Genomic DNA, 12,469 nt, shown 5'->3' with positions numbered 1-12,469 from the left:
TCAACACGCTGCTGCGCAGCGCCCAGGAGGGCATCGGTCCTGAACCGACCGAGGGTGGACTGGTGCGCACCGCGCGCATCGCCGGCGCGACGGTCTCCATCCCCGGCGACATCGTGCTGCCCGAACTCGACAGCGGCTACTCCGACATCTCCATCGAGGGCGTCGAGTACCGGGTCCGCACCATCAAGACCGGCACGGCGTCCATCGCGCTCGGCGCACCCATGGCCGACGCCCAGTCCCGCATCGATGCGCTGCACTGGCGGGTGTTCTGGATCTGCCTCGGGGTGATCGTCGGCACGCTGCTCATCGGCTGGGTGATCTCGCTGATCATGGTCAACCCGTTCCGGCTGCTCGCCCAGCAGGCCAGGGCGATCAACGCGCAGTCAAATCCCGACGAGGTGCAGGTGCGCGGGGTGTGGGAGGCGGTGGAGATCTCCGAAGCCGTGGAGGGCATGTTGGCGCGCATCGGCGACGAACAGCAGCGCACCCGCGCGGCCCTCGAATCGGCGCGGGACTTCGCCGCGGTCGCCTCCCACGAACTCCGGACGCCGTTGACCGCGATGCGAACCAACTTGGAGGTGCTGTCCACGCTGGATCTCGCCGATGAGCAGCGCAAGGAAGTCATCGGCGACGTCATGCGCACCCAGGGCCGAATCGAGGCGACGCTGACGGCGTTGGAGCGGCTGGCGCAGGGCGAGTTGACCACGGCCGACGACTTCGTGCCCGTGGACGTCACCGAGCTACTCGACCGGGCGGCGCACGATGCGATGCGCAACTATCCGGGCCTCGACGTCTCGCTGGGGTCGTCGACGACGGTGCTGATGTTGGGATTGCCTGCGGGATTGCGGCTGGTGATCGACAACTCCATCGCCAACGCCGTCAAGCACGGCGACGCAACCGAGGTCAGGCTCAGCGTGCTGAGCTCGGGAACCGGCGTGGAGATCGCCGTCGACGACAACGGGTCGGGCGTTCCGGAGGAGGAGCGAGACCAGGTGTTCGAGCGCTTTCACCGGGGCACGACCGCCGCCCGCTCGGGTTCCGGGCTGGGACTCGCCCTGGTCGCTCAGCAGGCCGAATTGCACGGCGGAACAGCCGCATTGGAGGTCAGTCCGATGGGCGGCACGCGGATGATGCTGAGGTTGCCCGGCCCGCGGCCGAGCTGATGCTCAGGTGTTCTCGGCGTCGGTCCGCGGGAAGCCGCCGCCGGTCGGGAACAGCGGGAACACGACGTCGTCGAGCCGCGCGGCGTCGCCGGAGGTCTTGTTGATCGTCGCGCCCCACACGTTGCCGTCCGGTGACATCTGCAACGCCCACACATGCCCGAACTTGTCCTGGCGGATCACCTCAGGCTCGCCAGTGACGGCGCCGGTGTCGGGCGCCATCCGCACGGCGACGGTCTGCTTGGTGTTGACCATGTTGACCAACACCGTGCCCTCGGACACGGCGCAGCCGGCGATTCCCGGCTTGTCGGGCCACGTCCACACCGTGGAGACCACCGAATCCCTGGTAATGCGTTGCAAACGGTCACCGGTCGCGGTGCGATCGGTGACGTACAGCGATCCGTCGGCACCGTCGAGGCACAGTCCGCCCGCGGCGCCGATGCCGCTGAGCGCCGTGGTTGGCGGTGCCTGATCCACCGTCGTCGGCTGCTCGATCCGAATCAGCTTGCCCGCCAGCGAAGCCGGATCGGCGGCGAGAGCCGGGTTGCCCGCATCGCCGGTCAGCACCTCCAGCGTGGTCGGGCTGGTGAAGATCAGGGCGCCCATGTTGCCGGTCGCACCCTTGGGGATGCCCGTGAAGATCGGCTTGGGAACGTCGCCGTCGGCGATGCGGATCACCCGGTTGTCGGTCGGGGTGCTGACGTAGGCGTACATCAGGCGGTCCTGTGAGTAGGTGGGGGACAGCACGATGTCCATCAGCCCGCCGTCGCCGGACGGGTCGACGGGAATGACCAGCTTGACGGTGGGTTCGGCGTTGACCGCGATCTCCTTGACCGCGCCGGTGAGCCGCTCGGCGACCAGCGCGGACTTGCTGTCCGAGCCCATGATCAGGCCGCTGGTGCTCTCCAGGCAGCCCTGCATGACGCCCTCGGCGGGGCACACCTTGGGGAATGGCTGGGCGGGCAGCGGCGGCGGCGGCTCCGGGGGCGTGCTCGGAGGCGGCGCCAGCTGGGGTGCGGTGGTGAACGGTTCGGACTGCGTCTCGTCGAAGCGGGCGCATCCCGACCCGACCAGCAACGCCGCGCACAGCACCACCAGCACACCCCGCTTCGGCCGGCGCAGACTCATGCAGGCCAGATTACGGATCGCTGGGCGGTGCGCGCCACGTCGGTGTCCCTGCGACCGGCACGAATAGCGACGCGAAAGCCCGCGCCAATCCGCGATTAGCAGCTGAATTGCACTTACGCTGGGCAACGTGACCAGTACTTCACACGATCCGCGCCCATGGCAGAGGCCCGAAGACGGCACCGCGCGGCCCGCGTCGGCTCGCCTGGTCGACCCCGAGGACGACCTCCCATCATCGACCTACGCAGGTGACTTCGAGACCACCGCGATCCCGCGGTACGACACCAACACCGGGCAGGAGAAGGCGGCATACGGCCTGCTCGGCGACCCGGAACCGTTGCCATATGTCCAGCCCACCGACCGTGGTGCTCCTCCTCATTCGGCGGAGCCGACGGAGATCGAGCCCGATGCAACCGACGGCAAGGGCGCCGCCACGGGTCGCCGCGGTACCCAGGACCTCGGCCTCATGGTGCTCCGCGTCGGGCTCGGCGCGCTGCTCATCGCCCACGGCGTGCAGAAGGCGTTCGGCCTCTGGGGTGGTCAGGGCATCAATGGCTTCGAGCAGTCGCTCAGCGATGCCGGCTACAAGTACGCGAACATCCTGACCTACGTCGGTTCGGGCGGGCAGATCGCGGCGGGCGTGCTCCTGGTCCTCGGACTGTTCACCCCGCTGGCCGCCGCAGGCGCGGTCGCCTACTACGTCAACGCCCTGCTGGCCGCCGTGGCCGCGCAGCCGGACGGGCCGCAGTTCAGGTTCTTCCTGCCGGACGGTCACGAGTACCTGGTCACCCTGATCGTGGTGGCCGCGGCGCTCACGCTGGCTGGTCCCGGCCGCTACGGGTTGGACGCCGGCCGCGGGTGGGCCCGACGCCCATTCATCGGCTCGGCGTTCGCGCTGCTGGTCGGCATCGGGGCTGGCGTCGGCGGGTGGGTGTTGCTCAACGGCGCCAACCCGCTGGTCTAGGCGCCTGCCCGTTGATCTAGGCGCCAGCCCAATGATCTAGGCGCCAGCCCGATCTATTCGTAGGGGTTCGGCACGCGGCCCTCGCTGACGGCCGTCAGTTGCGGCAGCGTCCCGAAGGTCACCGCGGGCAGTCGCAGGTCCGAGCCGTCCTTGAGGTGCGCCGAGGCCCAGTGTCCGCGGTCGAAGCGCAACCCGTCGATCTCCTCCCAGGACACCGTCCGGCGGCCGAACAGTGTGCGCGCGGTGACGGTGTCCGCGTCGGCGGTCGTGCGGTAGCGAATCACCACCGCCGACACCAGCGCGGGAATGATCAGCAGCGGCGCGAACCAGGCCGGATTCGCGAGGATCAACGTGAACAGCGCGAGCGTGAAGAAGCCCACCGCGAGGTGCGCCATCGGTGAGATTCTGATGACGACGGAGGGCGGGGCGGCCGAGGCCGATCGGGAGCTCACGTCGCCATCTTTCCACCGGCTCGACGGTTCCCTCCGCCGTGTCGGCGGCTCGGCACGCTGCCCGGGTCGGTTCCCACCGACGGAATTTGACCATTTAGCTGTGCGGGGGCTACCGTCACTGGTTATGCAGACCGTCGGAATTCTCGTAGTAATTGGTTCGCGCGTTGGTGCGTAACCCGACTGGATGACAGTCAAGCCTACGAGCACCGACGCGCAACCCTCGTGCAGCATTCGCTGACGGGGGTTTTTTGTTGCCCGAGCACCAAACCGAACACCAATGACCGAACCAAAGAGGACATCGTGAGCGCACCGACCACGCGACCACCGGAACCGGCTCAACGTGCCAGCGGCACCCCTGCCGCGACCAGCACACCCGCGCCGCAGTCGAGAATTGTTGCACCGCAACAGATGACGGGTGCCAAAGCGGTAATCCGGTCACTCGAAGAGCTCGACGTCGACGTCATCTTCGGCATCCCCGGTGGCGCCGTGCTGCCGGTCTACGACCCCCTGTTCGACTCGCAGAAGCTCCGCCACGTCCTGGTGCGCCACGAGCAGGGTGCCGGTCACGCCGCCAGTGGGTACGCCCACGCGACGGGCAAGGTCGGGGTCATGATGGCCACCTCTGGCCCGGGTGCCACCAACCTCGTCACCCCGCTGGCCGACGCCCAGATGGATTCGATCCCCGTCGTCGCCATCACCGGGCAGGTCGGCCGCGCCCTGATCGGTACCGACGCCTTCCAGGAAGCCGACATCTCCGGCATCACCATGCCGATCACCAAGCACAACTTCCTGGTGCGCAGCGGCGACGAGATCGCACAGGTGATGGCCGAGGCGTTCCACATCGCCAGATCGGGCCGTCCCGGTGCCGTCTTGGTGGACATCCCCAAGGACGTGCTGCAGGGCCAGTGCACGTTCAGCTGGCCACCGAAGATCGACCTGCCCGGCTACAAGCCGAACACCAAGCCACACAGCAGGCAGGTGCGCGAGGCCGCCAAGCTGATCGCGGCGGCCCGCAAGCCGGTGCTGTACGTCGGCGGAGGCGTGATCCGCGGCGAGGCCACCGCCCAACTGATGGATCTGGCGGAACTGACGGGCATTCCGGTGGTCACCACGCTGATGGCCCGCGGCGCTTTCCCCGACAGCCATCCCCAGAACCTGGGCATGCCTGGCATGCACGGCACCGTCGCCGCGGTCGGCGCACTGCAGAAGAGCGATCTGCTCATCGCGCTCGGCACCCGCTTCGACGACCGGGTCACCGGCAAGCTGGACTCGTTCGCCCCCGAGGCGAAGGTCATCCACGCCGACATCGACCCGGCCGAGATCGGCAAGAACCGCAACGCCGACGTGCCGATCGTCGGTGACGTCAAGAACGTCATCACCGATCTGCTTGAGGCGCTGCGCCGCGACGGTTTCGGCGGGCAGGAGCGCAGCGACCGGGGGATCGGCACCGGCGGGCAGGAGCGGAGCGACCGGGGGACACCCTCCGCGACGCTCAACATTGACGACTGGTGGGAGTACCTGCGCAGCGTCCAGGCGACCTTCCCGTTGAGCTACGGCCCGCAGAGCGACGGCAGCCTGAGCCCCGAGTACGTCATCGAGACGCTGGGTCGCATCGCCGGGCCGGACGCGGTGTACGTGGCGGGCGTTGGGCAGCACCAGATGTGGGCCGCCCAGTTCATCAAGTACGAGAACCCGAAGACGTGGCTGAACTCCGGTGGCCTCGGCACGATGGGTTACGCGGTGCCTGCCGCGATGGGCGCGAAGTTCGCCCGCCCCGAGGCCGAGGTGTGGGCCATCGACGGGGACGGCTGCTTCCAGATGACCAACCAGGAGCTGGCCACCTGCGCCGTCGAGGGTGCGCCCATCAAGGTCGCCGTCATCAACAACGGCAACCTCGGCATGGTGCGCCAGTGGCAGACGCTCTTCTACGACGAGCGCTACAGCCAAACGAATCTGGCGACCCACAGCCGCCGCATCCCGGACTTCCTCAAGCTGGCTGAAGCGATGGGGTGCGTCGGATTGCGTTGTGAGCGAGCTGAAGACGTCGAGGACGTCATCAATCAGGCCCGCGCCATCAACGACCGCCCCGTGGTGATCGACTTCATCGTGGGTGCCGACGCTCAGGTCTGGCCGATGGTGGCCGCGGGCACCAGCAACGACGAGATCATGGCGGCGCGCAACATTCGGCCGCTGTTCGACGACCAGGGCAACGAGGGGCACGCGTAATGGGCACCATCACGACCCACACGCTCTCGGTGCTGGTCGAGGACAAGCCAGGTGTGCTCGCCCGTGTCGCGGCGCTGTTCTCGCGGCGTGGCTTCAACATCCAGTCGCTGGCCGTCGGTGCGACCGAACAGAAGAACCTGTCCCGGATGACGATCGTCGTCTCGGTGGAGGACTTCCCGCTCGAGCAGATCACCAAGCAGCTCAACAAGCTGATCAACGTGATCAAGATCGTCGAGCAGGACGAGGACAACTCGGTGTCTCGCGAACTCGCGCTCATCAAGGTGCGCGCCGACGCCGCGACCAGGGGACAGATCATCGAAGCGGTGAATCTGTTCCGCGCCAAGGTCGTTGACGTCTCTGCCGAGTCGCTGGTGGTCGAGGCCACCGGAACGCCTGGCAAGCTGGAGGCGCTGCTGGCGCTGCTGGAGCCCTATGGCATTCGTGAGATCGCCCAGTCGGGCATGGTGACGCTTGCCCGCGGTCCGCGCGGCATCTCCGGCGTCAAGTAAGTGCAAACCGCAGTAGAACGAAACGAACAACGGGAAGAGCGAGGTGGCATCACATAATGGCAGTTGAGATGTTTTACGATGACGACGCCGATCTGTCGATCATTCAGGGCCGCAAGGTCGGAGTCATCGGATACGGCAGTCAGGGGCATGCGCACTCGCTGTCGCTGCGGGACTCCGGCGTCGAGGTGAAGGTCGGCCTCAAGGAGGGCTCCAAGTCGCGCGAGAAGGTCACCGAGCAGGGCCTCGAGGTCGACACCCCCGCCGCGGTCGCCAAGTGGGCGGACGTCATCATGCTGCTGGCGCCCGACACCGCGCAGGCAGAGATCTTCAAGAACGACATCGAGCCCAACCTCGAGGCGGGCAATGCGCTGTTCTTCGGACACGGCCTGAACATTCACTTCAAGCTGATCGAGCCCGCCGACAACATCACCGTCGGCATGGTCGCCCCGAAGGGCCCCGGCCACCTGGTGCGTCGCCAGTTCGTCGACGGCAAGGGCGTCCCCTGCCTGATCGCGGTCGACCAGGATCCCAAGGGCGAGGGTCAGGCGTTGGCACTGTCCTACGCGAAGGCCATCGGCGGTGCCCGCGCAGGCGTCATCAAGACCGACTTCAAGGAAGAGACCGAGACCGACCTCTTCGGTGAGCAGGCCGTGCTGTGCGGTGGCACCGAGGAACTGGTCAAGGCCGGCTTCGAGATCATGGTCGAGGCGGGCTACGCGCCGGAGATGGCCTACTTCGAGGTGCTGCACGAGCTCAAGCTGATCGTCGACCTGATGTACGAGGGCGGCATCGCCCGGATGAACTACTCGGTGTCCGACACCGCGGAGTTCGGCGGTTACATCTCCGGTCCCCGCGTCATCGACGAGGGCACCAAGGAGCGCATGCGCGGCATCCTGAAGGACATCCAGGACGGCACCTTCGTCAAGCGCCTCGTCGCCAACGTCGAGGGTGGCAATCAGGAGCTGGAGAAGCTCCGCAAGGAGAACGCCGAGCACCCCATCGAGGTCACCGGCAAGAAGCTGCGCGACTTGATGAGCTGGGTCGACCGGCCGATCACCGAAACGGCTTAGTCCCACACCCTGACGCGATTTCGGCGCGGAAACGTTCGCTCAGCGATCGCTTCCGCGCCGAAGTCGCTTCGAAAGCTATTGCGAGGGCACCTTCGGGACGTCGGACGGCGACGGCATGGCCGACGGTGACGGCACCCCGACGCTCGGGTCCCCGGTGTCGGTCTCGACCGCGCTGGTCGACGCGGGCGCGGTGGTGGACACCCCGCCCGACGGAGCGGTCGACCCCGCCCCGCCGCACGCGACGAGCAGCGGAGCCGCCAGCAGAGCGGCGGCCAGCGCAACCCTGATTGAGCTGCGTGCAGTCATGGGCGAGGTGATAGCCAACCCGCGGGCGGTGCAAACATCACGGTGCCAGGTCGGGGAGCTGTTTGATGCCGAATTCGCGGTGCAGCACCGTGCGGGCCGCGTAGTAGCCGGCCATCCCGTGGACCCCACCGCCCGGCGGCGCGGCCGACGAGCACAGGTACGCCCTGGGGATCGGCGTCGACCACGGGTTGAACCGCACCGACGGGCCGGTGAGCGCGCTGAACATGTTGTTGGCGCCGACGCCGATGTCACCGCCGACCAGGTTGGCGTTGTGGTTCGACAGCTCGGCCGCTGGCACGCTGCGGGTGGCGACCACCACATCGCGGAAGCCGGGGGCGAAGCGTTCGATCACGCCTGTCACCTTCTCGGCGATGTCGACGGTGGATCCCGCGGGTACGTGCGCGTAGGTCCACATGGGGCGACGGCCCTCGGCGTCGATGCGGGCGGGGTCGGCGAGGTGGGGCAGCGCCGCCAACACCATCGGCCAGTCGGCGTGGCGGCCCTTGGCTATTTCGGCCTCGGCCAGCGCCATCTGCGGGCGGCTGCCGCCGAGGTGCAGGGTGGGCGCCGACGCCAGCCGCGGGTCCCGCCACGGAATCTCGCCGGACAGCACGTAATCCACCTTCGCGACGCCTGGGCCAAAGCGGTAGCGCCGCAGCGCCTTTGCGTATCGGGCAGGCAGGGCATCGCCGTAGATGCGCAGCAGCGCGGTCGGTGCGGTGTCGTACAGCACGACGCCGGTCGGTGGCCGGGTGATCTCGGCGCCCAGCACCAGCTCGCCGCCATGGGACCGGATGTCGGCGATCATGGCATCGGAGATCGCCTGCGAGCCGCCGACCGGGATGGGCCACCCGACTGCGTGCGCCAGGGTCGTGAGCATCAAGCCGGCACCGGAGGAGACCAGCGATGGCATCTGCGAAATGGTGTGCGCCGCAACACCACTGAAGAGGGCTCGGGCGTCGTCGCCGACGAGGCCTCGCCACAGGGGAGTGCCCTGCTCGAGAAGCCGCGGACCGACGCGCAGCGCCGCCGAGAGGGACGGCGGAATCGAGCGCTTGTCGCCGAGCATGACGCCGACCAACCCGTTCCAGTCGGCGACCAGCGGCCCGAGTAGTCGCCGCCAGGACGCCCCGTCGTCGAGCTCGTCGCACGTCCGGGCCAGATCGGTGTAACCGATCGCGGCAGGCCTACCGACCAGTGGGTTTCCGTATGCGACCTCCGGCACGGCGAGGGCGACGCCGCGAGCGCGAAGATCGAACTGGGCGAAGAACGGCGACGCAAGCGCCAGCGGGTGCACTGCCGAACAGATGTCGTGGCTGACCCCCGGATACTCGGGGTCGGGGGCGGTTCGGGCGCCTCCGCCTGCCGTGGGCTGGGCCTCGACGACGCGGACCGAGAGCCCGGCTCTAGCGCAGATCACGGCGGCGCTCAGGCCGTTGGGTCCACTACCGACGACGGTGACGTCCACGCTTGCGATTCTCCCGCCCACAACCCAGAAATATCAGCCCATTACGCTAGCCGCGTGAGCCTGCCCGTTGTCTTGATCGCCGACAAACTTGCCGAATCGACCGTTGCAGCCCTGGGTGACCAGGTTGAGGTGCGCTGGGTCGACGGCCCCGACCGGGAAAAGCTGCTGGCCGCGGTGCCCGACGCCGACGCGCTGCTGGTGCGGTCCGCGACGACGGTGGACGCCGAGGTGATCGCGGCGGCGCCGAAGCTGAAGATCGTGGCGCGCGCCGGGGTGGGCCTCGACAACGTCGACGTCGACGCCGCCACCGCCCGCGGCGTGCTGGTGGTCAACGCCCCCACGTCGAACATCCACAGCGCGGCGGAGCATGCGCTCGCCCTGATGCTCGCCGCCGCACGCCAGATCCCCGCTGCCGACGCCACGCTGCGCGAGCACACCTGGAAGCGGTCCAAGTTCTCCGGCACCGAGATCTTCGGCAAGACCGTCGGCGTGGTGGGCCTGGGCCGCATCGGTCAGCTCGTCGCTCAGCGACTGGCCGCCTTCGGCGCCCACATCACCGCCTACGACCCATACGTGTCCCAGGCCAGGGCCGCGCAGTTGGGCATCGAGCTGTTGACGCTCGACGAGCTGTTGGGTCGGGCCGACTTCATCTCCGTGCACCTGCCGAAGACCAAGGAGACCGCGGGCCTGATCGGCAAGGAGGCACTGGCCAAGACCAAGCCCGGTGTGATCATCGTCAACGCGGCTCGAGGTGGACTGATCGACGAGCAGGCGTTGGCCGACGCCATCATCAGCGGCCACGTCCGCGGTGCCGGGCTCGACGTGTTCTCCACCGAACCGTGCACGGACAGCCCGCTGTTCGAGCTGCCGCAGGTGGTCGTCACCCCGCACCTCGGGGCGTCGACGGCGGAGGCTCAGGACCGCGCGGGTACCGACGTCGCCGCAAGCGTGAAGCTCGCGCTCGCCGGTGAGTTCGTCCCCGACGCCGTCAACGTTGGTGGTGGCGTGGTCGGTGAGGAGGTCGCGCCGTGGCTGGACCTGGTGCGCAAACTTGGGCTGCTGGTCGGTGCCCTCTCCTCCGAGCTTCCGACGAATCTGTCCGTCCAGGTGCGCGGCGAGCTTGCATCGGAAGAGGTTGGGGTGCTTCGGCTTTCGGCGCTGCGGGGGTTGTTCTCCGCCGTCATCGAAGATCAGGTGACGTTCGTCAACGCGCCGTCGCTGGCATCGGAGCGCGGGGTGGAGGCCTCCATCGACACGGCGCCGGAAAGCCCGAACCACCGGAGCGTGGTCGACGTCCGAGCCGTCGCCGCCGACGGTTCGATCGTCAACGTGGCGGGTGCGTTGTCCGGCCCGCAGCTGGTGGAGAAGATCGTTCAGATCAACGGCCGCAACCTCGACCTGCGGGCCGAGGGCGTGAACCTGATCATCAACTACACCGATCAGCCGGGCGCGCTTGGCACGATCGGCACTAGGCTCGGCGCGGCGGGCGTCAACATCCTTGCCGCGCAGCTGAGTCAGGACGCGGACGGGGAAGGGGCCACGATCATGCTGAGGCTCGACCGATCGGTACCGGCGGAGGTGCTCACGGCGTTGGGCAGTGACGTCGAGGCCGTGACGCTGGAACTCGTCGACCTCTCCGGAAGCAAGAGCGAAGCGACGCCGGGGGTGGCCAAGTGAGGCTCGCCGTCATCGCCGGTGACGGCATCGGACCCGAGGTGATCGCCGAGGCCATCAAGGTGCTCGACGTGGTCAGGCCGGGCGTCGAGAAGACCAGCTACGACGTGGGGGCGCGGCGGTACCACGCCACGGGGGAGGTCATGCCAGACGGTCTGGTCGACGAACTCCGCACGCACGACGCAATTCTGTTGGGCGCCATCGGCGATCCGTCGGTACCCAGCGGCGTGCTCGAACGCGGGCTGCTGTTGAGAATGCGGTTCGAACTCGATCACCACGTCAATCTGCGGCCGTCACGGCTGTACCCCGGAGTGAGCAGCCCGCTTGGCGACGTGGACATCGACTTCGTGGTGGTGCGGGAAGGCACCGAGGGTCCCTATACCGGCAACGGTGGCGCCATCCGTGTCGGCACTCCGCACGAGGTGGCCACCGAGGTGAGTCTCAACACCGCCTTCGGTGTCGAGAGGGTGGTGCGCGACGCGTTCGCGCGGGCATCCAAGCGTCGCAAGCACCTGACGCTCGTGCACAAGACCAACGTGCTGGCGTTCGCTGGCAAGCTGTGGTCGCGGATCGTCGCCGAGGTCGGTCAGGAGTTCCCCGACGTCGAGGTGGCCTACCAGCACATCGACGCGGCCACCATTCACATGGTGACCGACCCGGGGCGCTTCGACGTGATCGTCACCGACAACCTCTTCGGTGACATCATCACCGACCTCGCGGGCGCCGTGTCCGGTGGCATCGGGCTCGCGGCGAGCGGCAACATCGATGCCACGCGGACCAATCCGTCGATGTTCGAGCCGGTGCACGGTAGTGCGCCCGACATCGCGGGCAAGGGGATCGCCGATCCGACGGCGGCGATCATGTCCGTCGCGTTGCTGCTGGCTCATCTCGGTGAGGATGCCGCGGCGGCGCGAATCGACAAGGCGGTGGAAGAGCACCTGGCCACGGTCGGCGATCAGAAGTTGTCGACCTCCGAGGTCGGCGACCGCGTCGTGGGCCTGCTGTAGGCCGAACGAGCTCGGTGCTAGCCGAGCTCGCTGGCGACGAGGATGGCGACGTAGCCGATCGGGATGCCGGTCCGGCGGGCGATGCACTCACGTGCCGCCAGCTCGACGGTGGCCCGACGGCTTGCGCGGGTCTCGGCGCCGATCTCGGGGATCCGGATGCGCCAGCCGTCGATGTCGCGGCTCAGTTCGATGTCGAAGTACTGACCGACCGTGGGATGGTTCACGCTGCGGGTCAGGCGTGGCCTTCTGCTGCCGTGAAGGGACTGAGCGCGCCGCATGGTGGGCTGAATAGGCATGAATCATTCCTGAGTCGACGATGAGCCGCGCGCAAGATTAATGCGAAAACCGGCCAGAACCTAATCCGGCGATCCGGCGGGGTGTCAGTGATTCCGATCCCGCCCCGGAGGCGTTGTCTGGCTGAGCCTTTCGCATTCCGCATTCGCAAAGGCGGTCACGGGACGATGATCTTCACTGTGTTCGGTTCGGTTCTGGTCAACCCGGTTCGTGA

General features: G+C 67.9%; 12 protein-coding genes. 7 read left to right on the top strand and 5 right to left on the bottom strand.

Features of this window, described 5'->3' with window-relative positions; translation table 11 throughout:
* Positions 1-1,163: sensor histidine kinase (locus tag ABW137_RS28940; RefSeq protein ID WP_526405198.1), on the top strand; the 1,163-nt coding region annotated here is incomplete at its 5' end.
* 3 nt (positions 1,164-1,166) lie between these two features.
* On the opposite strand, the gene ABW137_RS28935 is transcribed toward ABW137_RS28940, so the two are convergent.
* A complete protein-coding gene (locus ABW137_RS28935) occupies positions 1,167-2,288 on the bottom strand; it encodes a PQQ-dependent sugar dehydrogenase (protein ID WP_526405196.1) in 1,122 nt (373 codons plus the stop codon).
* A 127-nt stretch (positions 2,289-2,415) separates the two neighbouring features.
* Here ABW137_RS28935 and ABW137_RS28930 point away from each other — a divergent pair, with 127 nt between their 5' ends.
* Complete coding sequence (locus ABW137_RS28930) at positions 2,416-3,249, top strand: DoxX family protein (protein WP_526405194.1); 834 nt, start codon at positions 2,416-2,418, stop codon at positions 3,247-3,249.
* Between the two features lie 53 nt (positions 3,250-3,302).
* On the opposite strand, the gene ABW137_RS28925 is transcribed toward ABW137_RS28930, so the two are convergent.
* Positions 3,303-3,701, bottom strand: coding sequence for a PH domain-containing protein (locus ABW137_RS28925; RefSeq protein ID WP_526405192.1), 399 nt, complete (start codon positions 3,699-3,701; stop codon positions 3,303-3,305).
* Between the two features lie 390 nt (positions 3,702-4,091).
* On the opposite strand from ABW137_RS28925, the gene ABW137_RS28920 reads away from it, so the two are divergent.
* Genes ABW137_RS28920 through ilvC form a run of 3 tightly spaced genes read left to right on the top strand, consistent with a single transcriptional unit; the run spans position 4,092 to position 7,506 of the window.
* On the top strand, positions 4,092-5,927 hold the full coding sequence (locus ABW137_RS28920) for an acetolactate synthase large subunit (protein WP_526405201.1): 1,836 nt from the start codon (positions 4,092-4,094) through the stop codon (positions 5,925-5,927).
* Positions 5,927-6,436: an acetolactate synthase small subunit gene (ilvN, locus tag ABW137_RS28915; protein ID WP_526405190.1), complete on the top strand. Its 510-nt coding sequence runs from the start codon at positions 5,927-5,929 to the stop codon at positions 6,434-6,436. The genes ABW137_RS28920 and ilvN overlap by 1 nt, the downstream gene beginning before the upstream one ends.
* 56 nt (positions 6,437-6,492) lie before the next feature.
* The gene (gene ilvC, locus ABW137_RS28910) at positions 6,493-7,506 is read left to right on the top strand and encodes a ketol-acid reductoisomerase (protein ID WP_526405188.1); all 1,014 of its coding nucleotides are present in this window, start codon (positions 6,493-6,495) and stop codon (positions 7,504-7,506) included.
* 75 nt (positions 7,507-7,581) lie between these two features.
* On the opposite strand, the gene ABW137_RS28905 is transcribed toward ilvC, so the two are convergent.
* Entirely contained in the window at positions 7,582-7,812 is a 231-nt protein-coding gene (locus tag ABW137_RS28905) for a hypothetical protein (protein ID WP_526405186.1), read from the bottom strand.
* A 37-nt stretch (positions 7,813-7,849) separates the two neighbouring features.
* A complete protein-coding gene (locus ABW137_RS28900; protein ID WP_526405184.1) occupies positions 7,850-9,280 on the bottom strand; it encodes a phytoene desaturase family protein in 1,431 nt (476 codons plus the stop codon).
* A gap of 54 nt (positions 9,281-9,334) precedes the next feature.
* Between ABW137_RS28900 and serA the strand changes: the two genes are divergently transcribed.
* Both serA and ABW137_RS28890 read left to right on the top strand, forming a co-directional pair.
* A complete protein-coding gene (serA, locus tag ABW137_RS28895; RefSeq protein WP_526405182.1) occupies positions 9,335-10,957 on the top strand; it encodes a phosphoglycerate dehydrogenase in 1,623 nt (540 codons plus the stop codon).
* Positions 10,954-11,961, top strand: a complete 1,008-nt coding sequence (locus ABW137_RS28890) for a 3-isopropylmalate dehydrogenase (RefSeq protein ID WP_526405180.1) — start codon at positions 10,954-10,956, stop codon at positions 11,959-11,961. The genes serA and ABW137_RS28890 overlap by 4 nt, the downstream gene beginning before the upstream one ends.
* A 17-nt stretch (positions 11,962-11,978) precedes the next feature.
* On the opposite strand, the gene ABW137_RS28885 is transcribed toward ABW137_RS28890, so the two are convergent.
* Positions 11,979-12,185, bottom strand: a complete 207-nt coding sequence (locus ABW137_RS28885; protein ID WP_526405200.1) for a long chain fatty acid-CoA synthetase Faa4p — start codon at positions 12,183-12,185, stop codon at positions 11,979-11,981.
* Positions 12,186-12,469 lie beyond the last annotated feature (284 nt).

Origin of the sequence: Mycobacterium sp., from assembly GCF_040509115.1 — a bacterium.
In the GTDB taxonomy this organism is placed as follows: Bacteria; Actinomycetota; Actinomycetes; order Mycobacteriales; family Mycobacteriaceae; genus Mycobacterium.
This window is presented reverse-complemented; position numbering and strand designations above follow the sequence as displayed.

Coding starts and splice junctions, on each gene's coding strand:
- ilvN (WP_526405190.1), top strand. CDS start 5,927: ATGGGCACCATCACGACCCACACGCTCTCGGTGCTGGTCGAGGACAAG.
- ABW137_RS28905 (WP_526405186.1), bottom strand. CDS start 7,812: ATGACTGCACGCAGCTCAATCAGGGTTGCGCTGGCCGCCGCTCTGCTG.
- ilvC (WP_526405188.1), top strand. CDS start 6,493: ATGGCAGTTGAGATGTTTTACGATGACGACGCCGATCTGTCGATCATT.
- ABW137_RS28935 (WP_526405196.1), bottom strand. CDS start 2,288: ATGAGTCTGCGCCGGCCGAAGCGGGGTGTGCTGGTGGTGCTGTGCGCG.